Genomic DNA, 25,551 nt, shown 5'->3' on the forward strand with positions numbered 1-25,551 from the left:
CCTTGTGATGCTTGGACCTCCGCCGGCGACGGCGGCAGACTGCACGGCCCGACAGTCGCGGCGCGCAGCCTGCTAGCGCTTGGTCTTCTTGCGGCTGAACGCCTCGCCGCCGCCGCCACCGCCACCGTCGGCGAAGTCGTGCGGGTCCAGCTTGTCGCGCTTGGGTTGCTGCGGCGCCTCGATGATGCCGCTGGCGCTGTTCTCGCCGATGTCGCTGATGGCGGGAACGGAGCTTGTCGGGGCCTGGCCGCCGGGGGCGTGGCCGGGATTGGTGTCTTTGCGATTGGTTGCCATGGCGCCAGCATGCACCAGGGCGGCCTGCCCCGGGAGCGAATCCGGGCCAAAGCAGGTGCCGTCCTACACCGGCCATCCGGACGGCAGGCGATAACTGCCCTTCAACCCAACAAAGGACTTCCCATGCGCGTGGACATCTATCGCCGGCCCGAACCCGAACACAAGCTCTCTTACCTGGTCGTGCCCGAAGGCCGCGTGATCCCGGAGGAGGCCACCAATGTCGACTGGGTCAGCGAGCAGCGCGGCGTCGACTTCGACGAGTCCGAGTCGGCCTGGGAAGAGCTGGGCATCGACGACCCGCAGCGCCAGATCAGCGAAAAGGGCTACGCCATCACCGGCGTGCTGCACCAGCTGCCCGAATAAGCAGCCTTCCGGAGCGCGTCAGCGCTCCATGCGCCGCAGCTTGCGGGCCGTTTCCTTCTGCCTGGCCTGCGCATCGGCGCGGTCCTCGGCCTTCTCGGCGGCGCGCAGGGCGCGCTCGCGGGCGAAGTCCTCGTTGCGGGCGGCGCGCGATGCGGCGCCAACGGGTGGCCGGATCGTCGGCACCATCGGCGGCGTCGGCTCGGGCACGGCAGGCGGGATCTGCGCCACGGCCGCGCCGCCGGCCAGGGCCAGGATCAGGAAAAGCATGCGCATCGCGGGACTCCCGGATTGAATTTGCCGCCATCGTGCCTGAGCCGGCGCCCGCGCCGTGTAGGCCATTGGCTGAAAACGCCGCGCCCGCGCGCTCAGCGATCGAGTTCCGGATAGCGCCGGAAGATGCCCTGCTCGTTGAACAGAAGGCGCCGCTCGCTGGCCAGGTAGGCCGCCAGCCGCCGGTTGCGCGGCACGCCCTGGTGCAAGGCCAGCACCCGCGGCGCCTTCCTGAGCGCGCGCGCCGCCGCCTTGGGGAAGGCGTACGAGAGCCCCTCCACCAGCTGGAACAGCGACAGGTCCACATAGGAGAGCCTGGCGCCGACGAGGTGCGGGACCTCCTTGCCGGCGTTGCGCGGACTGCGCTCCAGGATCGCCTCGAACCAGGCCAGGAACTTGGGCACCCGGTTCTTCAGCAGGTCCTGCGCGCGCCGCTTGGCCTCGGGCTGCTGGTCTTCGTAATAGAGCGAGCTGGCGATCGGGTGATGGGTGTCGTGCACCTCGGTCACCAGGTCGGCGACGGTGAGCTGGATCTGGTGGGTCCACAGCTGGTCGGCCTCGCTCTTGCCGACCAGGCCCAGCCGCGGGCCCAGGTACAGCAGGATCGCGGCTGTCTGGCCGATCACCTTCTTGCCGTCGACCAGGAAGGGCGGCGCGAACGGCGGCCGCTGCACCGAGTCGTCGTCCAGGTAGCGCAGCATCGCCTCCATGTCGCCGCGCGCCACGTCGACATAGGGCGCGCCCGCCGCCTCCAGCGCCAGCCGGACGAACTCGCCGCGGCCCTGGATGCCCGGCCAGTAGTGCAGCTGGTACGACATCGCGAACTGCGCTCTCAGCCGTGCTGCTTGTTGTAGTTGGCGATGCCGTCCATGATCTCCTGGCGCGCCGACTCGGGCCCTTCCCAGCCCAGGATCTTGACCCACTTGCCCTCTTCCAGGTCCTTGTAGTGCTCGAAGAAATGGGCGATGGTCTTCAGCCGCATCGGGTTCAGGTCCTCGGGCTTCTGCCACTGGGTGTAGATCGACAGGATCTTGTCGGTCGGCACGGCCAGCACCTTGCCGTCCATGCCGGCTTCGTCTTCCATCTTCAGGATGCCGATCGGGCGGCAAGTCACCACCACACCCGGGATCAGCGGCACCGGCGTGATCACCAGCACGTCGACCGGGTCGCCGTCGCCGCTGATGGTCTTGGGCACGTAGCCGTAGTTGGTCGGGTAGTGCATGGACGTGCTCATGAAGCGGTCCACGAAGATCGCGCCCGACTCCTTGTCCACTTCGTATTTGACCGGGTCGGCGTTCATCGGGATCTCGATGATCACGTTGAAGGACTCGGGGACGTGCTTGCCGGAGGAGACTTTGTCGAGGGACATAATTCTTTGGGATAGGGAAGGTGGAACGGGGGAGACCTAGGACTAACCCTGATTTTACTTTCGGCGGACTCGCTTTCGCCGCCTTGCCGCGAATCTGTCACGCCTTTGCGCTTATATTGCGCCGGTTGGCCAATCGTCTCCGCCCGCTGGGAGCAACGAGGAAGCAACGCAGCGGGGGCTCCGCAGCGTTGCCCCCTCCAAGCGAAAACAACGGAAGGAGAAACCTCAATGACAGGCAACTCGGCGCTGATACTGGCGCTCGTCTGCGGCTTCGCAGCCGTGGCTTATGGCTTCTGGGCGCGCGGCTGGATCCTGGCGCAGGACCCCGGCAACGCCCGCATGCAGGAGATCGCCGCGGCGATCCAGACCGGCGCGGCAGCCTACCTGGCCCGCCAATACAAGACCATCGCCATCGTCGGCGTCGTGCTGGCGATCCTGATCGCCATCTTCCTGGACGGCCAGACCGCGATCGGCTTCGTCATCGGGGCGGTGCTGTCCGGCGCCTGCGGCTTCATCGGCATGAACGTCTCGGTGCGCGCCAACGTGCGCACCGCGCAGGCGGCCACCCGCGGCATCGGCCCGGCGCTGGACGTCGCCTTCCGCGGCGGCGCCATCACCGGCATGCTGGTGGTGGGCCTGGGCCTGCTGGGCGTGACCGGCTTCTACTGGTTCCTGGCCGGCAACGGCGTGCTGACGCCGGACAAGAGCCTGGCGGCGCTGCTCAACCCGCTGATCGGCTTCGCCTTCGGCTCCTCGCTGATCTCGATCTTCGCTCGGCTGGGCGGCGGCATCTTCACCAAGGGCGCCGACGTCGGCGCCGACCTGGTGGGCAAGGTGGAAGCCGGCATCCCCGAGGACGACCCGCGCAATCCGGCGGTGATCGCCGACAACGTGGGCGACAACGTCGGCGACTGCGCCGGCATGGCGGCCGACCTGTTCGAGACCTATGCGGTGACGCTGATCGCCACCATGGTGCTGGGCGCGCTGCTGATCGGCTCGGCGCCGACCGCCGCCGTGATGTACCCGCTGGCGCTGGGCGCGGTGTCGATCATCGCGTCGATCATCGGCTGCTTCTTCGTCAAGGCCAGGCCCGGCATGACCAACGTGATGCCGGCGCTGTACCGCGGCCTCGCGGTGGCGGGCATCCTGTCGCTGATCGCGTTCTACTTCGTCACCACCTGGCTGATGCCCGACAACGCGGTGACGGCCAGCGGCACCCAGATGCGCCTGTTCGGCGCCTGCGCCGTCGGCCTGGTGCTGACCGGCGCGCTGGTCTGGATCACCGAGTACTACACGGGCACGCAGTACGCCCCGGTCCGCCACATCGCGCAGGCCTCCACCACCGGCCACGGCACCAACATCATCGCCGGCCTGGGCGTGTCGATGCGTTCCACCGCCTGGCCGGTGCTGTGCGTCTGCGTCGCGATCATCGCGTCGTACGAACTGGCCGGCCTGTACGGCATCGCCATCGCCGCCACCTCCATGCTGAGCATGGCCGGCATCGTGGTGGCGCTGGACGCCTACGGCCCGATCACCGACAACGCCGGCGGCATCGCCGAGATGGCGGACCTGCCGTCCAGCGTGCGCGACATCACCGACCCGCTGGACGCCGTGGGCAACACGACCAAGGCGGTGACCAAGGGCTACGCGATCGGCTCGGCCGGCCTGGCCGCGCTGGTGCTGTTTGCCGATTACACCCACAAGCTCGAGGGGCTGGGCCAGGCGATCAGCTTCAACCTGAGCGACCCGATGGTGATCGTCGGCCTGTTCATCGGCGGCATGATTCCCTACCTGTTCGGCGCGATGGCGATGGAGGCCGTCGGCCGCGCCGCCGGGGCGGTGGTCGTCGAAGTGCGGCGGCAGTTCCGCGACATCGCCGGCATCATGGAAGGCACGGCCAAACCCGAGTACGGCCGCGCCGTCGACATGCTGACCACGGCGGCGATCAAGGAAATGATCATCCCGTCGCTGCTGCCGGTGGTGGTGCCGATCCTGGTCGGCCTGATCCTGGGACCGAAGGCGCTCGGCGGCCTGCTGATGGGAACCATCGTGACCGGCCTGTTCGTCGCCATCTCCATGTGCACCGGCGGCGGCGCCTGGGACAACGCCAAGAAGTACATCGAGGACGGCAACCACGGCGGCAAGGGCTCGGAGGCGCACAAGGCCGCCGTGACCGGCGACACCGTGGGCGATCCTTACAAGGACACGGCCGGCCCGGCCGTCAATCCGCTGATCAAGATCATCAACATCGTGGCGTTGCTGATCGTGCCGCTGGTGGTGAGGTTCCATGGCGGCGAGGTGGTGGACAACCATGCGGCGCCGCTGGCGGCAGCGGTGAGCGCCCCGGCGACGACGCCCACGGCCCCGAACCTGCCGGCGCCCAACCAGCAACTGCCCGCCGGCGCGGCGGCCGTGCCGACGGGAACACCGGCATCGACCCCGGCCAAGTAAGGCCGGCTGCAACCGGAAAAAAAGCCCGCTCCGGCGGGCTTTTTCTTTTGCTGGCTGGCTACTTCGAGCGCTTGGGCTTGTCCATGCCCGGCTTGAGCACCACCTTGGTCCAGCCGTTCTTGCGCTGGTCGAAGTTCTGGTAGGCCTCCGGCGCCTGTTCCAGCGGCAGTTCGTGGGAGACGATCCACGAAGGCTTGACCTTGTCCTTCTCGATCAGGCGGCTCAGGAACCGGTTGTAGGCCTTCACGTTGGCCTGGCCGGTGCCCATGCTCTGGCCCTTGTTCCAGAACGCGCCGAAGTCGAAGGCCAGCTGGCCGCGCCGCTGCAGCTTATCGGGGGAGTTCGGGTCTTCGGGCACGAACACGCCGACCACGCCGATCCGGCCGGTGGCCTTCACCGTGGCGACCAGGTTGTTCATCGTCAGGTTGGGGACTTCCTCGTGGTGCATGTTGCAGCACTGGTAGCCGACGCATTCGCAGCCGCGGTCCGCCCCCTGCCCGCCGGTCAGCTCCATCACCTGCTCGACGCCGTTGCCCTCGGTGTCGTCGATCGCGATGGCGCCCAGCTTCTCGGCCAGCGTCAGCCGGTCCTTGTGCGTGTCCACCACCATCACCATCGCGGCTCCGCGCAGCGTGGCGGAGCATGCGGCCATCAGGCCGACCGGTCCGGCGCCGTAGATGACGACGTTGTCGCCCGGCTGCACGCCGGCCAGCTCGGTCGCGTGGTAGCCGGTCGGAAAGATGTCCGACAGCATCACGTAGTCGCTTTCCTTTTCCTGCGAGTCGCGCGGCAGCACCAGGCAGTTGAAGTCGCCATAGGGCACCCGCAGGTATTCGGCCTGGCCGCCGCTGTAGGGGCCCATGCCGGCGAAGCCGTAGGCCGCGCCGGCCATGCCCGGGTTGCAGGTCAGGCAGAAGCCGCTCAGGCCCTTCTCGCAGTTGGCGCAGAAGCCGCAGCCGATGTTGAACGGCAGGCACACGCGGTCGCCGACCTTCACGCGGTCCACTGCCGCGCCGACCTCGATCACCTCGCCGAGGTTCTCGTGGCCCAGGATGCGGCCGGGCTCCATGTCGGTGCGGCCTTCGTACATGTGCAGGTCCGAGCCGCAGATGTTGGTGCTGGTGATTTTCACCAGCACGTCGGTGGCGCGCTCGATCTGCGCGTCCGGCATGTCGACCACCTGCACGTCGCGGGGGCCGTTGTAGACGAGGGCTCTCATGCAGCCACCTTCTTCTTTTTGGCCGCGGCGGCGGGCCTGGCGCCCTGCAGCTGCTTCTTGCGCTCGAACAGGGCCACGGCCATGCCGCGCAGGTCCAGCGCCGACAGCCGCGCCTGCAGGAAGATCTGCTCGCGCTCTTCCAGCACGTGCTCGTCGATCGCCTTGCCGAGAGCCTTGACCTTGTCGTCGAAGCCCTTGTCGCCGGCGCTCATGCCCTGGATGTCGGCGATGGCGGCCTTTGCGTCGGCGTGCTCCTGCAGCGCTTCGTCCATCAGGGCGTCGTCGCCGACCGCTGCACGGACGGCGGGATAGAAGATTTCCTCTTCGATCTGCGCATGGACGGTCAGCTCCTTGCAGATCTTGTCGGCCACTGGTTGTTTTTCTTCGGCTGGTGCGTCGTCGTCGCACAGTGCATTGAACTTGATGAACAGCGCCTTGACGCCTTTGTGGTCTGCATCCAGCAGGTCCACCGCGTCTTCATAGGCTACGGCCTGGGTCATTGATCGCTCCTGGGTTTGGGGTCGCATCCGGATTCGGACGCGAGCAGCCAATCTAGGCGCCGGTCGCCGACGATCCTGTGGGACTGTCCTGCAGCGCGCCGTAGGACCGCGTGAAGCCGAGCCACGAGCCTCAGGCCCTGGTGACCGCCCGCACCAGTTCGCCTGCCGGCCCGGCCAGTTGCTCCAGCTGCCCGGCCCTGCCCTGTTCGATGGCCTGCAGCACCAGTTCGTTGATGCCGCCGATCACCGCCAGCGCCATCTCCTGCGTCAACGGCGTCTTGCGCGGGTGCCCGGTGCCCGCGTTGACGACCTGCAGCATGAAGCGGCACAGCGCCTGGTTCACCCGCCGGCGGGCGGCGATGCCCTCGTCGCCCAGGCCCAGGATGCCGATCGACAGGCTGCGCAGCAGCGCGGGGTTCTGGGCCATGCTGCCCAGGTAGGCGACGAGCGCGCGATCCAGCTGCGTCTGCCACTGGTGCGCCGGATCGAGCGCCTGGCGCAGCACCGCCAGCGTGTTGCGGTTGGCCGCTTCGTACAGGGCGATGAAGCACTCGGCCTTGGTGGCGAAGTATTCGTAGAAGGTACGGCGCGACACGCCGGCCTCGCGCACGATGTCGGCGATCGTGGTGTCGGCATACCCCTTGGCCGCCACCGCGCAGGCGATGCCTTCCAGCAGGCGGCTGCGGTGCGCGGGTTCGGGACGGTCGGCCGTGGACATGGGCGGGAAGGCGGGTTGGTACTTGACAGTACCACAGGCCAGCCCCATCATTCTCATTCGCGGTACGCCTTCGTACCAAGCTCCCCTTTCCAGCGAAAACACCCATGTCCGAACTCGTCGTCCGCCGCCTGTTGATCGACCTGGAGCAACCGTTCGAGCGCCACTGGTGCGGCGGCGACGCCTTCCGCAGCGCGTTGTTCAACGCGCTGTCCATGAGCTTTCCGGTCGGCGAACAGTTCTTCATCGACTCGGTGCGGGCCGGTTTCCGCCTGCTGCCGCCCGAGCTGCAGGAGCGGTTCCGGGCGGAGGTGCAGGGCTTCGTCGGCCAGGAAGCCACGCACCGCCGCCTGCACGCGCTGTTCAACGCCCAGCTCGAACGGCAGGGCCTGGTCAACGACTGGGAGCCGCGTGCGCGCCAGCGGCTCAAGCTGATGGAAGGCCAGGATGCGCGCCACCTGCTCGGGATCACTGCCGCCAACGAACACTTCACCGCCATCCTGGCCGACTGGATGCTGCGCAACGCCGACCTGCTCGCCAGCAGCGACCAGCGCCTGTCCACCCTGTGGCTGTGGCACAGCGCCGAGGAATCGGAACACAAGTCCACTGCCTTCGACCTGTACCAGGCGGTCGGTGGCAGCCACGAATGGCGCATCAAGTGGTTCCGCCGCATCACCACCATCTTCCTGGTGGACACGCTGCGCCAGACGGTGAACAACCTGCGGCACGACGGCACGCTGTGGAAGTGGAGCACCTGGACCAGCGCGGCCAGCTACCTGTTCGGCAAGCGCGGCCTGATCCGCCAGACCTATCAGCCCTGGCGCGACTACAAGCGCCGCGATTTCCATCCGAGCCAGCACGACAGCGAGCCCTCGCGGCGCTGGCTGGCCGATTACAGCGACCGCTACACGCCCGTGGGCGCCTGAATCCGCCATTGCGGCCCGGTCTCCTGCCCCGGGAAGAGGCTGATCCGCCCCGGCGACTCCGCTTGACATGCATCAAAGCGGGGGCGCCGGTGCGCGGCAAACTCGATCGCACCTTCCCCAACTTCAGGAGCCATCCATGTACAAGCGCATTCTCGTTCCGGTGGACGGCAGTGCCACCTCCAACAAGGCCTTGACGGCCGCCCTGCAACTGGCGCGCGACAGCGGCGGCCGCGTGCGCGTGCTGCACTCGCTGGACGAGCTCGCCTACCTGAGCGGCTTCGAGTACAGCGGCGAGGTGATCAAGGTCGCGCGCGAAACGGCCAACAAGGTGCTCGCCGATGCGCTGGACGTCGCCAAGGCGGCCGGGGTGCCGGCCGACCAGCAGCTGGTCGACCAGCCCGGCCAGCGGCTCGGCCAGACGGTAGCCGACGCCGCCCAGGCCTGGGAAGCGGACCTGGTGGTGGTCGGCACCCACGGCCGCCGCGGCCTCGGCCGCGTGCTGATGGGCAGCGGCGCCGAACAGGTGATCCGCATCGCGCCGGTGCCGGTGCTGGTGATCCGCGGCGACGCCGCGGAAGCCGGGGGTTGACTGCCAGGCACGTCCTGCTGATCCAGGGCCATCCCGACCCGGCCGCCCGCCACCTGGGCCATGCGCTGGCCGACGCCTACGCCGCCGGCGCGCAGGAAGGCGGCCACGAGGTGCGCCGGGTGCCGGTCGCGCAACTGGCCTTCCCCTTGCTGCGCAGCCAGCAGGAGTGGGAGGCCGGTCCGCTGCCCGAGGGCCTGCAGCAGGCGCAGGACGACATCCGCTGGGCCGACCACCTGGTGCTGTTCTTCCCGCTCTGGATGGGCGCCATGCCGGCGCTGCTCAAGGGCTTCCTGGAACAGGTGGCGCGTCCGGGCTTCGCGTTCGGGCGCCAGCAAGGCGGCGCCCCCTTCGCGCACAAGGGGCTGACCGGGCGCTCGGCCCGCGTGGTGGTCACCATGGGCATGCCGGCGCTGGTCTACCGCTGGTACTTCCGCGCCCACAGCGTGAAGTCGCTGGAACGCAACGTGCTGGGCTTCGTCGGCATCGCGCCGGTGAACGAAACGCTGATCGGCATGGTCGGCAACTTGCGCCCCGGCGACGCCGACAGCTGGCTGGCCAAGTTGCGGCGGCTCGGCCGCAGCGCAGGCTGAGGCTTGCCATCGCCGTGCCGGACGCGGCCCGAGCGCGGCGGTTGACCTGCCTCAAGTGGCCGCCATGGCCAGCGGCATAAGCTGGTCCATCTTCAAGGAGAACCGCATGAAAGTCCTGTTTGCCGCCGACGGCAGCGAATACACCAAGAAGGCGCTGGCCTTCCTGGTCACCAACGGCGAACTGATCGGCGCCGACGGCGAGGTGGTGGTGCTGAACGTCCAGCCGCCGATGCCGCCGCGCGTGATCGCGCTGGCCGGCGCCGACGCGGTGCACGACTACCACAAGGAAGAAGCCGGCAAGGTGCTGGAGCCGATCAAGACCTTCATGGCGCGGCACCCGCTGCGCTTCCGCTCCTCGTGGGTCGTCGGCCCCGCGGCCGAGGAGATCATCAAGGCGGCGCACACCGAGAAGGCCGGCATGATCGTGATGGGCACCCACGGCCACGGCGTGCTGGCGCGTGCGCTGCTGGGCAGCGTCGCCCAGCGGGTGGTCGTGGACAGCGACCTGCCGGTGCTGCTGGTCAAATAAGGGCGCGCCGCCGCAGCGCCTCTTCCTACCGCCGCAAGCGGCGTCCGATGACGCCCGCGCCACCGGTGGTGCCGCCCAATGTCCGCATGGGCGGTCAGCTTCTCTCGTGCAACTAACTGACGCTCAGGCCCAGGCCTGATCTCCCCCACCGTGAAAGCGCACCGACAGGAGCGCGCCATGGAGAATCAGCGGGTCGAGACGATGAAACGCGTGCAGGAGAGCTTCGCCGAGTGGAAGGCCGTCCAGGACCGCATCAAGCAGCTCGAAGCGGCCCTGCAGGCGCACGACGCCACCCGCGATGCGCCGCTGGCGCAACTGCAACGCGACCTGCTCTCGCTCAAGAACGAATCCGAACGCCTGCTGCTGGCCGCGCAATATGCGTTGCTGTCGATCAAGACGCCCCGCTCCAGCAGCGGCGACTCGACCTGGGGCTGAGCCCTCCGTCAGACCAGCCGCTTGATCTTCTTCTTGCTCCAGACGAAGCGGTAATACGCGGACTGCAGCACCAGCATCGAGACGAAGGTGATCGGATAGGCCATCCAGACGCCGTCCAGCCCGTAGCGGCCGCTGAGCAGCCAGGCGGACGGCACCTCGATCGCCGCGATGCAGAAGATCGCGATGGCCGTGGGCACCATCACCGCGCCGCTGGCGCGCATCACCCCGCCCAGCACCGCCTGGAAGCCGAAGATGACGCAGCTCCAGAGCATGATGTGCAGCAGCGTCTGCGCCACCTCCACCACCGGTTCGCTGGTGACGAAGGCGCTGATCAGGTGGCGCGAAAACAGGTAGCCCACCAGCACCAGCGCGCCGGTGATCACCACGTTCAGCTTCAGGCCGGTCCAGGCGATCGCGCCCAGCCGGTCGCTGCGACCGGCGCCGATCGACTGCGCGCCCAGGATCGAGGCCGTGATGGCGATCGACAGCGCCGGGAACTGCACGTAGTTGACCACCTGATTGACGGCGCCATAGGCGGCGGTCGCGTCCGAGCCGAAGCGGTTCACCAGCGCCAGCAGCACGATCTCGGCCAGCGAGACCACGATCATCTGGACGCCGGTCGGCAGCCCGATCTTCACCACCAGCTTGAGCACCGCCGGATCCAGCCAGAGCGCGCGCAGCAGTTCGCGGTCCGGTGCCAGCGGATGGCGGCGGCGCCGCATGATCCACGCCAGGAACAGCAGCGCCGTGATGAACGAGATGATGGAGGCGGCGGCCGCGCTGGTCACGCCAAGTTGCGGCAGCCCGCCCCAGCCCCGGATGAAGGCCGGCGTCAGCACGCACGACATCGCGGTGGAGATCAGCAGCGCGTAAAGCGGCGTGAGCGTGTCGCCCACGCCCCGCATCAGCTGCGTCACCAGGATGAACACCAGCAGGCCGGGCATGGCCAGCATCATGGTGCGCGCATAGCCGATCGCGATCGGCAGCACGTCGGGCGGCGTGCCGAGCGCGCGCAGCATGGCCTCGGTGAACATGCCGCCGAACACCGCCACCAGCAGGCCGACGCCCAGGCCCAGCGAGATCGCGGTGCCGGCGATCACCTTGACCTTGTGCGGCTCGCGCGCGCCCCACGCCTGCCCGATCAGCACCGAGGCGCCGGCGCCGACGCCGATCACCAGCGAGATGAAGAAGAACACGATCGGGAACATGCCCGAGACCGCGGCCAGCGCCTTGGTTCCCAGCATCTGGCCGACGAACACGTTGTTGATGGTCCCGGACAAAGACTGCAGGATGTTGGACAGGACCATCGGGCCGAGGAACACCAGGAACACCCGCCACAGCGGGCGGTTGTCGAGGGTGGCCGGCTGCTTGCCGCGGGCGTGCGCGGCGACGGAGGGTTGATTTGACATGGGTGCGAAGCGTACCCGATGGCCAGCGCCTGCCAGATGCGGGCCCGGCGGCACCCGATGCACCCATAAAATGGCCGGGTGAAATGCAGACGCCATCCCATCCCCGCTGCCCCGCTCCCTTCCTCCCATCGATCCAACCAAGCACGAAGTAAAGCAATGAATTCACCGCGACGCCCGTTGCTTGTGGGCGCCGCCGCCCTGCTGGTCGGCCTGCTGCCGCCGTCATCCGCCCACGCCGACGAAGAGGGCTGGACCTCGTTGTTCGCGCCCGGCCACACGACGCTGGAGCTCCAGGCCAGCCCCTACACCTACCACTTCTCGCGCCAGCCGCATTCGCACGTGAGCCTGCTGGGGCTGACCAGCGTGCGCGACAGCGGCTGGCTGTGGGGCGGGGCGTATTTCAGGAATTCGTTCGGCCAGCCCTCCGCCTACCTGTACGCGGGACGCCGCTACGACGAGCCGTTCGGGCTGCAGCGGGTCTACTGGAACTGGTCGGCCGGCCTGATCTACGGCTACAAGCCGCCCTACCAGGACAAGGTGCCGGTCAACTGGCACGGCATCGCGCCGGCGATCGTGCCTGCCATCGGCTACCGCGTCACGCCTGGCATCTCGGCGGAGCTGTCGCTGCTGGGGACGTCGGCGCTGATGCTGCAGTTCGTGGTCGCACTCGACGGCAAGCACGGCCTCGCTTCGTCGTTCTGACCGCGGCCCGCGCCGGCTAGGGCAACGGCAGCAGCGGCGAGATGGCCTTCACCAGCGCCCGCCCGAGCGGCCGCAGCAGCGCCCTGAGGCCGACCACGGCCAGGCACTGCGCCACCGCCATCACCAGCAGCAGCACGATCGTCGCCAGGTCGCGGCCGGGCGCCAGCGCCTGGCCGGCGCCCCGCAGCAGCGTCGGCAGGCCTTGCGGGCCGCCGACCACGAAGGGCCAGACCGCGCCGAACATGAGCGCGGCGGCCAGATGCCCAAACGCCTTCTTCATGCCAACTCCTTTGCGATGCACGATCAGTCTAGGCACCCGGCCCCTGGCAATCCGGTGAATGCTGAGCAATGGTCCTGTGACCTATTGGCGCCGGCGCCGGAGCAAAATCCTGCTCCCACCAGGCTTCCAGGAGCAGGCCATGAGCAGCACCAATCTCGCCTCGGGCGTGGCAGGCAAGACCGTCCGGTTCGCATGGAAGGACGGCCCGACCAAGGGCACGGTCCACGAGCACGTGTTCCACCCGGACGGCACGGTCCAGTGGCATGACGCCGCCAAGGCGGGCGGCAAGGCGCCCGATCCCAGGGCGGATCGACCCAGGTTCGCCGACGAGGAGATCGCCTCCGGCATCCGGCTGGTGTCGTATCTCGCCAGCTCCGGCTTCACGCTGACGGTGGTGCTCAACTCGCAGAACGGCTCGATCACCGGCATCGCGTCCAACGACAAGACCTGGATGCCGGTGCACGGCGCCTTCGAAGTCATGAAGTAGCCGCGCAGCAAGACCGTCCGGCGGCTGCGCTTGAACCCGCGCGCCGGCGCACTAGCATGCCTGGGTCACTTCAACTTCACGGGAGCCGGCCATGGCAGGACGCACACCGGTGGTGTTCATCCACGGACTCTGGCTGCACGCCAGCACCTGGGGCCAGTGGATGGAGTTGTTCCGCGAGGCCGGCTACGAGCCGGTGGCGCCGGGCTGGCCGGGCGAGCCAGCCACCGTCGCCGACGCCCGCGAGTTCCCGGGGCGGGTCGCCGACAAGAGCATCGACGACCTGATGGCGCACTTCCGCGCGATCGTCGACGCGCTGCCCGGCGCGCCCGTCCTGGTCGGCCACTCCTTCGGCGGGCTGCTGGCCGAGAAGCTGCTGGGAGAAGGCTTCGGTGCCGGCGCGGTCGCGATCGACCCGGCGCAGATCAAGGGCGTGCTGCCGCTGCCGCTGGCGCAGATCCGCTCGGCGCTGCCGGCGCTGCGCAACCCGCTCAACCTGCACCGGTCGGTGTCGCTGACGCAGGACGAATTCCGCTACGGCTTCGGCAACACGCTGACGCCGGCCGAATCGGATGCGCTCTACCAGCAGTGGACCATCCCGTCGCCGGCGCGCCCGCTGTTCGAAGTGGCGCTGGCCAACTTCAACCCGCACGCGGCGTCCAAGGTGAACACCGCCAATGCCAACCGCGGCCCGCTGCTGCTGGTCTCGGGCACCGCCGACCACACGGTGCCGGACGTGACGACGCAGGCCACCTTCAAGCTGTACCGGGACTCGCTGGCCGTGACCGAACTCAAGCAGTTCGAGGGCCGCGGCCATTCCCTGATCCTGGACAGCGGCTGGCGCGACGTCGCCTCCGCCGTGCTGGCGTGGCTCAAGGACAAGGGCCTGTAAACACACCATTTGTTGCATCGACCCGCTGCGGAACGCACCACGGCCGCCCGCCGGCCTCCTATGCTTGCGACGGTGAAACATCGCTCCATCAAGGGACTGCTGGCGTTGCTGCTGGTCGCACTGGCCGCGCTCGCCGCGCTGGCCTGGCGGCCGTCGATCGCGCAGTCCGCGCCGGCGCCGCGCAGCGCCTTCGAGCCGGGCCTGCTGCGCCAGGGCGAGCAGCTGGCCGCCATCGGCAACTGCGCCAGCTGCCACACCGCGCCCGAGGGACCACCGTTTGCCGGCGGCACGGCGCTGAAGACGCCCTTCGGCACCATCTACGGCAGCAACATCACGCCCGACCCGGAAACCGGCATCGGCGGCTGGAGCGAGGACGCATTCCGGCGCGCGCTGCGCGAGGGCGTCTCGCGCGACGGCCATCTGCTCTATCCGGCCTTTCCGTATGACCACTTCACCCGGCTGCAAGACCAGGACATCGCGGCGCTCTATACCTTCGTGATGACGCGCGACCCGGTACGCTTCGTGCCGCCGGCCAACAAGCTGGTGTTCCCGCTGCAGTTCCGGCCGCTGATCGCCGGCTGGAACCTGCTGTACCTCGACAAGGGACCGCGGCCGCCGCAGGCCAGCCAGAGCGCCGACTGGAACCGCGGGGCTTACCTTGTCGACGCGCTGGCCCACTGTGCAGCCTGCCATTCGCCGCGCAACCAGCTGGGCGCGGAACGGCGCGACGCCGCCTTTGACGGCGGCGAGGCCGAGGGCTGGCACGCGACCGCCCTGAACGTCCATTCGCCGTCGCCCGTGCCCTGGAGCGCCGAGGCGCTGGCCGCCTACCTGCAGACCGGGCTCGTCGCGGACCATGCGATCACCGCCGGGCCGATGCAGGACGTGGTGCACAGCCTGTCGCACGCGCCCGTTGAAGACGTGCACGCCATCGCGGTCTACGTGCAATCGCTGATGGGCGCGCCGACGCCGCAGCAGCAGGCGCGCGAGAGCGCCAGCCGCCAACGCGCATCGCAGCCGTCGGTGGCCTTGCCCACGCCGGCCGGCGACGCGCAGCTGGCGCTGGGCGCCGGCGTCTTTGCCAGCAGCTGCGCCAGCTGCCATGACCTCGGGCGCCAGCTCTCCTCGGCCAGCGGACTGCGCATGCCGCTGGCGATCGCACTCTATCTGCCCGACCCCCGCAACCTGGTCCACATCGTGCGCGACGGCATCCAGCCGCCGCCCGGCCAGCCAGGCCGCTGGATGCCCGCCTTCGACGGCGAGCTGAGCGACGACCAGATCGCCGCCCTGGCCGCCTGGTTGCGCCAGGTGGCCGCCGCCCAGCCGCCGTGGCTGGACCTGGCGCAGGCGGTGCAGGACAGCAGAAAGCCCAGCCCATGATCTCCCTGAACCTGAACGGCCAGACCCGCCAGACCGACGCCCACCCGGCGACGCCATTGCTCTATGTGCTGCGCGACGACTTCGCGCTCAACGGCGCCAAGTTCGGCTGCGGCCTCGGGCAGTGCGGCGCCTGCACCGTGCTGGTCGGCGGCGAGGCCGCGCTGTCCTGCCTGACGCCGGTGGCCATGGTCGGCGCGCGACCGGTCCGCACCGTCGAGGGCCTGGGGACGCCCGACAAACCCGGGCCGCTGCAGCAGGCCTTCATCGACGAACAGGCGGCGCAATGCGGCTATTGCATCGCCGGCATGATCATGCGGGCCCAGGCGCTGCTGGAGCACATCCCCTCGCCCACCGATGCGCAGATCCGCAGCCACATGGCGATCAACCTGTGCCGCTGCGGCACCCACATGCGGATCCTGCGGGCCGTGCGGCGCGCCGCCGACACGCTGCACTCCGCCGGCGCGAACGCCAGTGGAGCCGTGCGATGAAAGCGCCCACCGCCATCGGCGCAGGCATCCGCCGGCGCTCCGTGCTCGCCGGCGGCGGCGCGCTGGTGCTGGCCTTCGCATGGCGCCCCAGCGGCTGGGCCGCCGACGCGCCGGCCACGGCGCCTGCGCTGCCCGCGCTGCCGGCCAGCCTGAAGAAGCAGCCCTTCCTGGACGGCTGGATCCGCATCGACGCCGGCGGCAAGGTCACGGTCTTCAGCGGCAAGGCCGAACTCGGCCAGGGCATCAAGACCGCGCTGCTGCAGGTGGCGGCGGAGGAACTGCAGGTGGAGCCGCAGCGAATCGGCATGGTGATGGCGGACACCGCGCAGACCGCGGACGAGGGCTACACCGCCGGCAGCCATTCGATGCAGGACAGCGGCACCGCCATCCGCCATGCGGCGGCGCAGGTGCGCGCGCTGCTGGTGGGACTGGCGGCGCAGCGGCTCAATGTGCCGGCCGACCAGCTGGTGGTGCAGGACGGTGTGGTGAAGGCCGCGGGCGGCGCCGGCGTGTCCTACGGCGAGCTGGTCAGCGGCGAGCTGCTGCACGTGCAGGCGCAACCGCAGCCGGTGCTGCGCGACCCGGCGCAGCACACCATCGTCGGCAAGCCGATGCCGCGGCTGGACATCCCGGCCAAGGTGGCAGGCGGCGTCGCCTATGTGCAGGACCTGCGGCTGCCCGGCATGGTGCATGCGCGGGTGCTGCGGCCGCCGAGCCCGGCGGCCACCCTCCGCAGCCTGGACGCCGCCGCGGTGGAGAAGCTGCCGGGCGTGCTGAAGGTGGTGCGCGACGGCAGCTTCGTGGCCGTCATCGCGCAGAAGGAATACCAGTCGATCGTCGCCCTGCGTGCACTGGCGGCCGCGGCGCAGTGGGACGAGCGCGAGACGCTGCCGGCGCAGGCCGGGCTCTATCCCTTCGTCCGCGGCCTGGCCTCGCAGGACATCGTGATCCTCGACCGCGGCTCGCAGGCCGCCGCCGGCGACAAGCAGCACTCGGCCGGCTACCTGCGGCCCTACCAGCTGCACGCGTCGATCGGCCCCTCCTGCGCGGTCGCCCAGTTCACTGACGGCGCGTACACGGTGTGGACCCATTCGCAGGGCGTGTTCCCGCTGCGCAGGGCGCTGGCCGAACTGCTGGCGCAGCCGGAAGCAAGCATCCGCTGCATCCACACCGAGGGCTCCGGCTGCTACGGCCACAACGCCGCCGACGACGTGGCGGCGGACGCCGCGCTGCTGGCGCGCGCCCTGCCAGGCAAGCCGGTGCGGGTGCAGTGGATGCGCGAGGACGAACACACGTGGGAGCCGTTCGGCCCGCCGATGGTCACGGGCGTCACCGCTTCGCTGGACGCCGCCGGCCGCATCGCGCAGTGGGACTACGGCGTGTGGAGCAACACCCACAATGCGCGGCCCGGCGCCGCCGGCGACCTGCTGGCAGCGCGCCATCTCGCCACGCCCTTCGCGCCCTCGCCGCCCAAGCCAGGCGCCCAGCCCGAAGGCGCCGGCGACCGCAACGCGATCCCGCTCTACACGCTGCCCAACGCCAGGGTGACGCACCACTTCCTGCCCGAGATGCCGCTGCGGGTGTCGGCGCTGCGCGGCCTGGGCGCGTACATGAACGTGTTCTCGATCGAGAGCTTCATGGACGAACTGGCGCGCGCGGCGGGCGCCGATCCGGTGGCGTTCCGGCTCAAGCACCTGGACGATCCGCGGGCGCAGGAAGTGATCCGGCTGGCGGCCGATCGCTTCGGCTGGAACGCCTACCAGCGCCGCGCCGGCCACGGCCGCGGCTTCGCCTTCGCGCGCTACAAGAACCTGGCCGCCTATGCGGCGATGGCCTGCGAGGTGGAAGTGCGGCGCGACACCGGCGAGGTGAAGCTGCTGCGGGTGGTCTGCGCGGTGGACAGCGGCGAGGCGGTCAATCCCGACGGCATCCGCAACCAGATCGAGGGCGGCATCGTGCAGTCGTCCAGCTGGACGCTGAGCGAGGAGGTGACGTTCGATCGAACCCGCGTCACCAGCCGCGACTGGGGCGGCTATCCGATCCTGCGCTTTGCGCAGGTGCCGCAGGCGATCGAGGTGCACATCGTCGGCCGTCCCGGCCTGCCCTTCCTGGGCACCGGCGAGGCGGCGCAGGGGCCGACCTCGGCGCTGATCGCCAACGCGCTGGCCGACGCCACCGGCGTGCGGATCCGGCAACTGCCCTTGTCGCGGGAACGGGTGCGGGCGGCGCTGCTCGCCTGAGCGCTCAGCCGCCCTCGTCCAGGCCCTCCACCTCCAGCAGCAGCGGCGCGTGGTGGCGCTCCGTCGACGAACTGAGGAGGCGGCCGCGCACCCGCACGGTGTGCTCCAGGCGCGGGGCCAGCGTGTCCGGCGCGCCGGCCCTTGGCACGAGCTGCACCAGCCACACGCCCTTGCGCGCCTGCGCGCCGGGGGCGTCCGACGGTCCGGCCACGGCACAGACGGCGGAACGCAGCCGCAGGAAGTAATCGGTCTGCGGGGCGCCGCCGCCGGGGCGCTCCGGCTCGGTGTGGCGCTCCAGGATGCCGGTCATGGTCACCGGCGCCGGCCCATAGCGGAAACACTCCGCCGCGGCCGGCGTCGCGGCCAGCAAACCGGCAATGCCCAGCACCAGCGCAAGCGCGCGGCCACGCGCCACGCGCAGGCGCCGCACGCTCGTTCGCGCATCGGGCGGCAAGGCAGAGAGGTCGGGGCAGGAATCGGACATGAAGGCGAGGCGGCAGCGCGGACGGGAGGATGAATCTACCACCCGCCCGTTCCCCTCAGCAGAACATCAGCGCCAGCCAGGCGGGCTCGTCGACCAGGTTCAGCAGCACGTAGCCGCCCACCCGGTAAAACCAGAATTCGATCGTTTCCCATGCCATGCCGTTGTCGCTTTCCGCGCTGCTGCGCGCCGGCAAGGGTAACCGCTACGGGCAAACACGTCCCGGGCCGCGCAGTCGCCCCCAGATCGGAGGACGACGCCGCCGCTCCCGGCCGGGAGACTGCGCGCCAAGGAGTCCAGCAGTCCGAGCTCCCGGAGACCCGACCTGACAACCAACACCATCCTGCCCCGGCGCCCAGACGGCGCGGGTTGGGCGCGGGCGCCACAAGCCGGCGGCAGCGGCGAGACGTGGGTGCACGCGGGCGCCGAGCTGGTGGCTGTCTCGGAGGTCGTGGCGGCCGCCGCGCCGGCCTACCGCCTGACCCTGAGCCTGGCGGACGGCAGCCGCTGCAGCGCCGCGGACGTGCTGTTCGCGCTGGCCGACTTCGGCCTGCTGCAGGCGCAGGAGGATGATTTCGGCCAGCATGGCGCGCAGCGCGTCTTCCTGTGGCCGGCCGCCCCGCCGGACGGCTCGCCCTAGTTCAGTCCGACGCGGCTGCTGTCCCACTGGTTCAGCGGCGGCCGCAGGGTCGCTTCCAGCGTCTTGGCCAGCGCGTGCAGCTGCGCGTGCTCGCCGGCCCGGGCGACCGCGGCCATCGCGTGCAGCGAGCTGACCGAGGCCTCGATGTCGCCGTAGCACACGGCGCGCTCCACCCGCGCCCACCAGAGCACCGCCTGGACCCAGCTGGTGCGGGGAAAGCGCGACGCCTTTTCCAGGCAGGCGAGGTAGCAGGCGTCGGCATCCTCGGTGCGGCCGCGCCGGCTGGCGATGAAGCAGCCGGCGAAATCCAGCAGCAGCAGGCCGATGTCGCGCGTCGCCGGATGGACAGCGACGGACGGCCCGCTGTCGGCCGCCGCCCGGGCCTGGCAGACCCGCCGTTCCAGTTCGGCCAGGTCGGCCGGCCCCTGGTGCAGGCGCTCGCGCTCGACGATCTGCAGCACTTCGCTGAAGCACAGGTTGATCAGCGGCTGGAAGGCGGCCGCGCCGTCGCCGGCCTGGCGGGTGTACCAGATCGATGCCTCCAGCGCCTTGCGGGCAGTGGCGAAATCCCGGGTCCAGGTCGCGGCCAGCCCCATGTAATTGAGGCCCCGCGCCTGCGCCAGCGCCGACGCGTCGGTCTGCAGCGACATGGCGTCGCAGGCGGCCTGCAGCGCCGGCCCGTCCAAGCCCAGCGCGCTGGCGGCGTAGCTGTGGATCGCCAGCGCCTCCGCGACGCCGGCACCGTGGCCCGCCTGCTGGAACAGCTTGCGGGCCTGCGCGCTCGTCTCGTGCGCCAGCCGGAAGCGCGACTCCAGCACGTGGGCCTGGCTCAGGACCAGCGCCGCCTGGGCCTGCATCGCCACGTCGGCGGCGTCGACGCTGGCGGCCAGCACCTGGCGCGCCATGCGCCTGCCCTTGCGGGTCTCGCCGATGCCCAGCGCCTGCCTGGCATCGGCAAGATAGCGTTCCCTGGTCGGTCCGGCTTTGGTGCCGGCGCTGCGCGCGCATTCCGTCGTCACCCCGGCTCCTCGTTCTGGCTGCCGCGATGCTATCGATTCATCCCGAATATTCTGGTGAATAAATCACAGGAATCCGGGCCGCCGGCGTGCTTGCCGGGCCGCCGGGTCGGCAACCAGCGGCAAGGCGCCGCATCGTTCGCCGCAGGCTCAGTACGGCTGCGAGATCCGCAGCCCGCGGAATTTCAGCAGCGCCACCCGCGGCCGGATCTGCTCCAGCACCACGCCCGGGGCGATCTCGCTGCCCTCGTTGAACACCTGGCCGTTGACCACCAGCATGCGCTGCGCCACGTTGCCGGAATAGACGCCGCCGCTGACGCTGAACTTGGGCAGCGCCTGCTGCACGTCGGCCGGCAGCTCGGCCAGGCTGTAGGTGCGCTCCGCCGCCGCAGCTGCGGGTGCCGGAGCCGATGCGGCAGCAGCTGCAGATGCCGGCGCCGCGGCAGCCGCAACCGCGGGTGCCGACGCTGCCTTCGCCACGGCCGGCGCAGCAGCGACGGCCACAGGTGCCCTCGGTGCCGGCACTGCCACCGGCTCGGGCGGCGGCGGCAGCAGCACGGTCGCGGGAGCGATGGGCGCGGGCACGGGCGCGGCAGCTGGTGCCACCGGCAGCGCGGACGCCGGCATGGGAGCCGGCGCCGGCTCGGGTGCCGTCGCGGGTGCCAGCCACCACCACAGGCCGAGTGCCAGCACCAGCACCGCCCCTGCGCCGGCGAGCCATCGCTGGCGCCGGCGATCGACGCCGGCGGAAGCGGCGCCCACGAGGGCAGGCTGCGCATGGATGCCCAGTGCGGGATCGCGGGAGCGCTGGGCGTCGGCCTTGCGCAGGGCGTCGAGGATGTAGGACATGGTCAGGGCGCCGTCTGCAGTTTCGGCTCCTCGACGCCGGCCACGCGATTGAGCTGCATGAAGGTCATGGGGCCGGGGCGGCCGTCGGCCGGCAGGCCCTGCGCCAGCTGGAAGGCCAGCACGCGCGCCTTCAGCGCTGCATCCAGGCTGGGCTTGCCGGCCGGCGCCGGCGCGCCGTCCACTGCCGACAGCGTGCCGGCCAGCCAGTCCAGCGGCGGCCCGCTGTCGCGGTCGGCAATGCGGCCCTTGTAGCCGGACGCCGCCCGCCACAGGGTGGAAAACTCGCCGCGCCAGCGCGCCGCCAGCGCCGGCAGCGTCACGGTCTGCTCGCCGTCGCCGGCCCGCAGCGTGGCGCTGTCGGCGGTCAGCGCCGTCAGCAGCGCATAGGACGGCCTGCCGGTCTGCGCGTCGAGCGTGACGAAGCCGGGCCGGCCGAGCTGGCGGATCAGCGCCAGGGTCATCGGCCGGCTGAAGCACTGGACCTGCTCGCGTGACAGCGCGGTGCAGGCGTCGCCCTCGCCCGGCGCCAGCTTCCAGGCCCGCGCCAGCTCGCGCCAGGCCTGTTCCTGGTCGGACAGCAGCGCCGGCGCCGCGGCGGCCGCTGTGCGCGCTGGGGCGGCAGGCGGCTGGGGAGCAGAAGCGACCGGCGCAACAGCCGGCGCAGGCGCTGGCGCCGCGGCCAGTGCGGGCCGCGCCGGCGCAGCGCGGTCGCCCGCCAGCAGCATCCAGAGCCCGGCGCCGGCGGCCACTGCCAGCGCCAGCACGGCTGCAGGCCGCAGCCATCCGGCCAGCGCCGGCCGCGGCTGCTCGCCGAACACTTCGACCGCGGCCTGGTCGACGATCGCGCGGTCCACCATGGGCCGGCCGCCGGCGAAGGCGCCGAGCAGCGCGCGGTCGCACAGCAGGTTGATGCGGCGCGGCACCCCGCGCGCGATGGCGTGGATGCGACGCAGCGCGCGCTGCTCGAACGGCAGGGCCTGCGTCAGCCCCGCCACTTCCAGCCGGTGCTGCACGTATTGCGCCGTCTCCGCCTCGCTCAGCGCCTGCAGGTGGTAGCGCGCGATCACGCGCTGCGCCAGCTGCTCCAGCTCCGGGCGGGCCAGCATGCTGCGCAGCTCGGGCTGGCCGATCAGCACGATCTGCAGCAGCTTGCGCTCGCGCGTCTCCAGGTTGGTCAGCAACCGCAGCTGCTCCAGCACGTCGGCCGACAGGTTCTGCGCCTCGTCGATGATCAGCACGCTGTTGCGGCCGGCCGCGTGCTCGCGCAGCAGGAAGGCGTTGAGCGGGTCGAGGTAATCCTTGACCGTGCGGGCCCGGTCCTGCGGCGCCAGCGCGATGCGGAACTCCTCGCACACCGACTGCAGCAGCTCCGTCACCGTCAGCTTGGGATTGAAGATGTAGGCGACGTTGCAGTGCGCCGGCACCTGTTCCAGGAACAGCTGGCAGACCGTGGTCTTGCCGGTGCCGATCTCGCCCGTCAGCAGCACGAAGCCGCCGCCCCCGCCGACGCCATACAGCAGGTGCGCCAGCGCCTCCCGGTGCCGTTCGCTCATGAACAGCAGCCGCGGGTCGGGCGCGATGGAGAACGGCTCCTGCTTCAGCCCGAAATACGACGCATACATGGGGGGAGGATACCGAATGCGGGGCCAAGGACGCAGAACACGCAGAACTGGCGCAGAACACGCGGAAGCAGACAGCTCAATCAGGCAGGGCCGACAACCTCATATTTTGCTTCATGCAGGAGCGAGCACGGTGCGCCGCACGCGCCTGACGTTGAAGGCGCTGGCGATCAGGATCGACTGGAAGACCACCAGCCCGAGCCACACGCCCTGGTACTGGTGGTGGTCCATCAGCGTGCCGAACAGCAGCGGCGACAGCGCCTGGCCGATGTCCAGGCCGGAATAGACCACGCCGTACACCCGCCCGGTGGCGTTCTCGGGGCTGGAGCGCTTGACCAGCAGGTCGCGCGAGGGCGCGGCGATGCCGCTGGCAAAGCCCATGGCGCCGAACAGCGCCGGCACCGCCAGCGCGGGGACCGGTCCGAACCCGATCGACAGCGCGATCAGCGCGGCGACGCCGAAGCCGGCCGCCACCACCTTTTCGCAGCGCTTCGGGTCGGCCGCCAGGAAGCCGCCCAGCACCATGCCGCCGGCGCTGCACACCATGTAGACCGTCAGGCACATCCCGGCCAGCGCCACCGGCACGCCGTGCAGCTGGCGCGCCGCCTCCGGCGCGAAGGCCTGGATCACGCTGAGCACCACGGCGTAGAAGAAGAAAAAGAAAAAGCACATCCAGACCGCCGGGATGCGCAGGAAGTCGAAGCTGCCCTCGGCTGGGTGCGCGCCGGCCCTGGCGGGCGCCGGCACGGTGGCCGCCGGCAGCGTCAGCCGGCGGCGATTGAGCCACAGCACGAACAGCACGCCATAGGCCAGGGTGCCGGCGCCGGCCAGCGCGGTGCGCCAGCCGAAGGCGATCGCCAGCGGCACCAGCAGCGCCGGCGCCAGTGCCCAGCCCAGGCTGCCGGTGATGCCGTGGAAGCTGTAGGCATGGCCCAGGCGCGGCGCGCTGACCTTGCGATTGAGCAGCGTGTAGTCGACCGGGTGGAACACGCCGTTGCCGATGCCGGCCAGCACCGAGCAGGCCGCCATCGCCCAATAATTCGGGCTGAGGGCGAAGCCGAAGGCCGCCAGCCCCACCAGCGCCAGCCCGCCGAACAGGATCGGCCGCGGCCCCATGCGGTCGACCAGGAAGCCCGAGGCGGCCTGCACGCTGCAGGACACGACGAAGAACACCGTCATCAGGAAGCCCAGCTCGGTATAGCTGGCGTTGAGGTCGGCCTTCAGCCAGGGAAACAGCGGCGCCAGCAGCAGCTGGCTGAAGTGGCTGATCATGTGCGCCAGCCCCACCAGCCCGATCACGCCGGCGTCCTGGCGCAGCGGCGCGATGGCGGCCGGCGCGGACGCAGTGGCGGTGGCAGTGGCAGTGCTCATGGGCGCTATCGTAGTATCGGGTCCTGGTTCTGAAACGCGACGAAACGACAGAATTCGGCGAAATCCGGCCATGCCATCCCTGCCCGCCCCGTCCCGCTCCCGGCTGCGCAGCATGCCGCTGGGCGACACCGACCCGTTCCGGCCGGACGCCCGCCGGCCGCTGCGGCTGCGCTCGCGCGCCCTGCCGGTGGACAGCCATTTCGAGCCGCACCGCCATCCCTGGGCGCAGCTGGCGTACTGCGCCAGCGGCATCGTGCAGGTGACGGCGGCGCAGGGCGGGGGTGGCGGCGACGAGGTCACCTACATCGTGCCGCCCTCGCGCGCCGTCTGGATCGCGCCCGGCGCGCTGCACTCGGTCCACGTGCTGCAGGCAGCCGAATTCCGCACGCTGTACATCGACGCCTCGGTGGCCCCGGCCGGCTGGCAACGCTGCCGCATGATCGTGGTGTCGCCGCTGCTGCGCGAACTGGTCGGCGCGCTGGACCTGGCCGGCGCCCGGCCGCTGCCGGCGCCGCGCGAGGAGAGGCTCACGGGCCTGGTGCTGGACGAGATCGCCGGCGCCGCCACCATGGAACTGGGCGTGCCCATGCCGCATGCGCAGGCCGGCGACAAGCGGCTGCGGGCGCTGTGCGAGGCGGTGCTGCGCGCGCCGGCGCAACGGGCCACGCTGGCCGGCTGGGCCGGCGAGGCCGGCGCCAGCGAACGCACCCTGGCCCGCCTGTTCCGCATCGAGCTGGGCATGAGCTACCGGCAGTGGCGCCAGCAGGCCGTGCTGGCACACGCCCTGCCGCTGCTGGCGCAGGGCATGGCGGTCAGCCACGTCGCAGCCGCCAGCGGCTACGCCAGCGACAGCGCCTTCACGGCGATGTTCAAGGCGGCGCTGGGCCAGCCGCCGGGCGCCTTCCAGCGCCGGCAGCCCTAGCGCGCCGGTCTGGAAAAATTCCTACAGCGGCCTTCGCCGCATTCCGACTGTTGAGGCTGCCGCCGCTTTGTCCAATGCATCGGTCGGGCCAGGCCATGGGGGCCGCGTCCGGCAGAGACGTTCAACGGAGGGACCATGGGTCCGCAAGACAGCAAGGAAGACCGCGAGCACCCGAACGACGAGTCGCAGGGGCACGGCGAGCAACAGGACGGCGGCGGCCACAGCGGCGAAGGGGCGGCCAGCGCGCTGCGCCAGATGATTTCGCAGAAGGACCGCAAGCGCCACCAGGCCGGCGAGGCCGACGACGCCGCGGGGCACGGGCAATGAGCGCCGGCAAGTCCCCACCGGGCGCCCCGCAGCCCCAGGGCCGTGCCGACGGCACCGGCGCCGGCGCCAGCGGCGAAGGAGCCGGCAGCGCGCTGGAAGCGATGCTGCGCAAGCGCCAGCTGCGGGTGGACCAGCCGAGCGAGCCGACGGCGACGCCCGCCGGCTCGCGCCCGGACGGCGAGGCAGCCAAGGAGTAATCTG

The 25,551-nt window shown here is 70.5% G+C and carries 31 protein-coding genes; 17 read left to right on the forward strand and 14 right to left on the reverse strand.

The annotated features are described in order from the left end of the window. Positions 1-72: 72 nt before the first annotated feature. Complete coding sequence (locus ACFPOE_RS07530) at positions 73-294, reverse strand: hypothetical protein (protein ID WP_376849426.1); 222 nt, start codon at positions 292-294, stop codon at positions 73-75. Between the two features lie 123 nt (positions 295-417). Between ACFPOE_RS07530 and ACFPOE_RS07535 the strand changes: the two genes are divergently transcribed. Continuing rightward, positions 418-657 (forward strand): DUF6139 family protein, encoded by a 240-nt coding sequence (locus ACFPOE_RS07535; protein WP_376849428.1) that lies wholly within the window; start codon positions 418-420, stop codon positions 655-657. A gap of 18 nt (positions 658-675) precedes the next feature. On the opposite strand, the gene ACFPOE_RS07540 is transcribed toward ACFPOE_RS07535, so the two are convergent. From ACFPOE_RS07540 to ppa, 3 genes are all read right to left on the reverse strand, one after another. Next, complete coding sequence (locus ACFPOE_RS07540; RefSeq protein ID WP_376849429.1) at positions 676-930, reverse strand: hypothetical protein; 255 nt, start codon at positions 928-930, stop codon at positions 676-678. Positions 931-1,022: 92 nt separating this feature from the next. After that, a complete protein-coding gene (locus ACFPOE_RS07545; RefSeq protein ID WP_376849430.1) occupies positions 1,023-1,745 on the reverse strand; it encodes a glutathione S-transferase in 723 nt (240 codons plus the stop codon). 14 nt (positions 1,746-1,759) lie between these two features. Then, positions 1,760-2,296: an inorganic diphosphatase gene (gene ppa / locus ACFPOE_RS07550; protein ID WP_376849431.1), complete on the reverse strand. Its 537-nt coding sequence runs from the start codon at positions 2,294-2,296 to the stop codon at positions 1,760-1,762. A gap of 228 nt (positions 2,297-2,524) precedes the next feature. On the opposite strand from ppa, the gene ACFPOE_RS07555 reads away from it, so the two are divergent. Continuing rightward, positions 2,525-4,747: a sodium-translocating pyrophosphatase gene (locus ACFPOE_RS07555; RefSeq protein ID WP_376849433.1), complete on the forward strand. Its 2,223-nt coding sequence runs from the start codon at positions 2,525-2,527 to the stop codon at positions 4,745-4,747. Positions 4,748-4,805: 58 nt separating this feature from the next. Here ACFPOE_RS07555 and ACFPOE_RS07560 read toward each other — a convergent pair whose 3' ends face one another. The 3 genes from ACFPOE_RS07560 to ACFPOE_RS07570 all read right to left on the reverse strand — a co-directional run bounded on the left by ACFPOE_RS07560 (position 4,806) and on the right by ACFPOE_RS07570 (position 7,184). Continuing rightward, positions 4,806-5,966 (reverse strand): glutathione-independent formaldehyde dehydrogenase, encoded by a 1,161-nt coding sequence (locus ACFPOE_RS07560; RefSeq protein ID WP_376849434.1) that lies wholly within the window; start codon positions 5,964-5,966, stop codon positions 4,806-4,808. Beyond that, positions 5,963-6,466: a hemerythrin domain-containing protein gene (locus tag ACFPOE_RS07565; protein ID WP_376849435.1), complete on the reverse strand. Its 504-nt coding sequence runs from the start codon at positions 6,464-6,466 to the stop codon at positions 5,963-5,965. Before ACFPOE_RS07565 ends, ACFPOE_RS07560 begins: the two co-directional genes overlap by 4 nt. 130 nt (positions 6,467-6,596) lie before the next feature. Then, on the reverse strand, positions 6,597-7,184 hold the full coding sequence (locus ACFPOE_RS07570) for a TetR/AcrR family transcriptional regulator (RefSeq protein WP_376849437.1): 588 nt from the start codon (positions 7,182-7,184) through the stop codon (positions 6,597-6,599). A gap of 104 nt (positions 7,185-7,288) precedes the next feature. Between ACFPOE_RS07570 and ACFPOE_RS07575 the strand changes: the two genes are divergently transcribed. The 5 genes from ACFPOE_RS07575 (at position 7,289) to ACFPOE_RS07595 (ending at position 10,250) form a co-directional block, all read left to right on the forward strand. Next, positions 7,289-8,107: a metal-dependent hydrolase gene (locus ACFPOE_RS07575; protein WP_376849439.1), complete on the forward strand. Its 819-nt coding sequence runs from the start codon at positions 7,289-7,291 to the stop codon at positions 8,105-8,107. A gap of 136 nt (positions 8,108-8,243) precedes the next feature. Further along, entirely contained in the window at positions 8,244-8,696 is a 453-nt protein-coding gene (locus tag ACFPOE_RS07580; RefSeq protein ID WP_376849440.1) for a universal stress protein, read from the forward strand. Next, positions 8,693-9,286, forward strand: coding sequence for an NAD(P)H-dependent oxidoreductase (locus tag ACFPOE_RS07585; RefSeq protein ID WP_376849441.1), 594 nt, complete (start codon positions 8,693-8,695; stop codon positions 9,284-9,286). Before ACFPOE_RS07580 ends, ACFPOE_RS07585 begins: the two co-directional genes overlap by 4 nt. A gap of 106 nt (positions 9,287-9,392) precedes the next feature. Continuing rightward, positions 9,393-9,815 carry a universal stress protein gene (locus ACFPOE_RS07590; protein WP_376849443.1) on the forward strand — a complete coding sequence of 141 codons (423 nt, stop codon included), beginning with the start codon at positions 9,393-9,395 and terminating at the stop codon, positions 9,813-9,815. A gap of 177 nt (positions 9,816-9,992) precedes the next feature. After that, positions 9,993-10,250 (forward strand): hypothetical protein, encoded by a 258-nt coding sequence (locus tag ACFPOE_RS07595; protein WP_376849445.1) that lies wholly within the window; start codon positions 9,993-9,995, stop codon positions 10,248-10,250. Between the two features lie 8 nt (positions 10,251-10,258). Here ACFPOE_RS07595 and ACFPOE_RS07600 read toward each other — a convergent pair whose 3' ends face one another. Beyond that, on the reverse strand, positions 10,259-11,557 hold the full coding sequence (locus ACFPOE_RS07600; RefSeq protein ID WP_376850620.1) for an MATE family efflux transporter: 1,299 nt from the start codon (positions 11,555-11,557) through the stop codon (positions 10,259-10,261). Positions 11,558-11,815: 258 nt separating this feature from the next. Here ACFPOE_RS07600 and ACFPOE_RS07605 point away from each other — a divergent pair, with 258 nt between their 5' ends. Continuing rightward, positions 11,816-12,361 carry an ABC transporter ATP-binding protein gene (locus ACFPOE_RS07605; protein WP_376849446.1) on the forward strand — a complete coding sequence of 182 codons (546 nt, stop codon included), beginning with the start codon at positions 11,816-11,818 and terminating at the stop codon, positions 12,359-12,361. A 16-nt stretch (positions 12,362-12,377) separates the two neighbouring features. On the opposite strand, the gene ACFPOE_RS07610 is transcribed toward ACFPOE_RS07605, so the two are convergent. Further along, entirely contained in the window at positions 12,378-12,641 is a 264-nt protein-coding gene (locus ACFPOE_RS07610) for a hypothetical protein (RefSeq protein WP_376849447.1), read from the reverse strand. Between the two features lie 139 nt (positions 12,642-12,780). On the opposite strand from ACFPOE_RS07610, the gene ACFPOE_RS07615 reads away from it, so the two are divergent. From ACFPOE_RS07615 to ACFPOE_RS07635, 5 genes are all read left to right on the forward strand, one after another. Continuing rightward, entirely contained in the window at positions 12,781-13,128 is a 348-nt protein-coding gene (locus ACFPOE_RS07615) for a hypothetical protein (protein ID WP_376849449.1), read from the forward strand. 91 nt (positions 13,129-13,219) lie between these two features. Beyond that, positions 13,220-14,017, forward strand: a complete 798-nt coding sequence (locus tag ACFPOE_RS07620) for an alpha/beta hydrolase (RefSeq protein WP_376849450.1) — start codon at positions 13,220-13,222, stop codon at positions 14,015-14,017. A 72-nt stretch (positions 14,018-14,089) separates the two neighbouring features. After that, positions 14,090-15,397: a c-type cytochrome gene (locus tag ACFPOE_RS07625; RefSeq protein ID WP_376849452.1), complete on the forward strand. Its 1,308-nt coding sequence runs from the start codon at positions 14,090-14,092 to the stop codon at positions 15,395-15,397. Further along, positions 15,394-15,885 carry a (2Fe-2S)-binding protein gene (locus ACFPOE_RS07630; protein WP_376849453.1) on the forward strand — a complete coding sequence of 164 codons (492 nt, stop codon included), beginning with the start codon at positions 15,394-15,396 and terminating at the stop codon, positions 15,883-15,885. The genes ACFPOE_RS07625 and ACFPOE_RS07630 overlap by 4 nt, the downstream gene beginning before the upstream one ends. Beyond that, positions 15,882-18,125 (forward strand): xanthine dehydrogenase family protein molybdopterin-binding subunit, encoded by a 2,244-nt coding sequence (locus ACFPOE_RS07635; protein ID WP_376849455.1) that lies wholly within the window; start codon positions 15,882-15,884, stop codon positions 18,123-18,125. The genes ACFPOE_RS07630 and ACFPOE_RS07635 overlap by 4 nt, the downstream gene beginning before the upstream one ends. A gap of 4 nt (positions 18,126-18,129) precedes the next feature. Here the strand turns inward: ACFPOE_RS07635 and ACFPOE_RS07640 are convergent, their stop codons facing one another. After that, positions 18,130-18,609 (reverse strand): DUF4431 domain-containing protein, encoded by a 480-nt coding sequence (locus ACFPOE_RS07640; protein ID WP_376849457.1) that lies wholly within the window; start codon positions 18,607-18,609, stop codon positions 18,130-18,132. Between the two features lie 409 nt (positions 18,610-19,018). Here ACFPOE_RS07640 and ACFPOE_RS07645 point away from each other — a divergent pair, with 409 nt between their 5' ends. Beyond that, positions 19,019-19,246 (forward strand): hypothetical protein, encoded by a 228-nt coding sequence (locus ACFPOE_RS07645; protein WP_376849458.1) that lies wholly within the window; start codon positions 19,019-19,021, stop codon positions 19,244-19,246. Here the strand turns inward: ACFPOE_RS07645 and ACFPOE_RS07650 are convergent. The 4 genes from ACFPOE_RS07650 to ACFPOE_RS07665 all read right to left on the reverse strand — a co-directional run bounded on the left by ACFPOE_RS07650 (position 19,243) and on the right by ACFPOE_RS07665 (position 24,101). After that, on the reverse strand, positions 19,243-20,265 hold the full coding sequence (locus ACFPOE_RS07650) for a hypothetical protein (RefSeq protein ID WP_376849459.1): 1,023 nt from the start codon (positions 20,263-20,265) through the stop codon (positions 19,243-19,245). The two genes, ACFPOE_RS07645 and ACFPOE_RS07650, sit on opposite strands and share 4 nt — an antisense overlap. 147 nt (positions 20,266-20,412) lie before the next feature. Continuing rightward, positions 20,413-21,111 (reverse strand): general secretion pathway protein GspB, encoded by a 699-nt coding sequence (locus ACFPOE_RS07655; RefSeq protein WP_376849460.1) that lies wholly within the window; start codon positions 21,109-21,111, stop codon positions 20,413-20,415. A 2-nt stretch (positions 21,112-21,113) separates the two neighbouring features. Next, the gene (locus tag ACFPOE_RS07660; RefSeq protein WP_376849462.1) at positions 21,114-22,733 is read right to left on the reverse strand and encodes an ExeA family protein; all 1,620 of its coding nucleotides are present in this window, start codon (positions 22,731-22,733) and stop codon (positions 21,114-21,116) included. 111 nt (positions 22,734-22,844) lie between these two features. Next, positions 22,845-24,101 carry an MFS transporter gene (locus tag ACFPOE_RS07665; protein WP_376849463.1) on the reverse strand — a complete coding sequence of 419 codons (1,257 nt, stop codon included), beginning with the start codon at positions 24,099-24,101 and terminating at the stop codon, positions 22,845-22,847. A 70-nt stretch (positions 24,102-24,171) separates the two neighbouring features. On the opposite strand from ACFPOE_RS07665, the gene ACFPOE_RS07670 reads away from it, so the two are divergent. The 3 genes from ACFPOE_RS07670 (at position 24,172) to ACFPOE_RS07680 (ending at position 25,547) form a co-directional block, all read left to right on the forward strand. Then, complete coding sequence (locus tag ACFPOE_RS07670; RefSeq protein ID WP_376849464.1) at positions 24,172-25,023, forward strand: AraC family transcriptional regulator; 852 nt, start codon at positions 24,172-24,174, stop codon at positions 25,021-25,023. Between the two features lie 135 nt (positions 25,024-25,158). Beyond that, a complete protein-coding gene (locus ACFPOE_RS07675) occupies positions 25,159-25,350 on the forward strand; it encodes a hypothetical protein (RefSeq protein ID WP_376849465.1) in 192 nt (63 codons plus the stop codon). Continuing rightward, entirely contained in the window at positions 25,347-25,547 is a 201-nt protein-coding gene (locus ACFPOE_RS07680) for a hypothetical protein (RefSeq protein ID WP_376849466.1), read from the forward strand. The genes ACFPOE_RS07675 and ACFPOE_RS07680 overlap by 4 nt, the downstream gene beginning before the upstream one ends. Positions 25,548-25,551: the final 4 nt, after the last annotated feature.

This window comes from Caenimonas terrae, assembly GCF_042655405.1.
GTDB classification, from domain to species: domain Bacteria; phylum Pseudomonadota; class Gammaproteobacteria; order Burkholderiales; family Burkholderiaceae_C; genus Ramlibacter; species Ramlibacter terrae_A.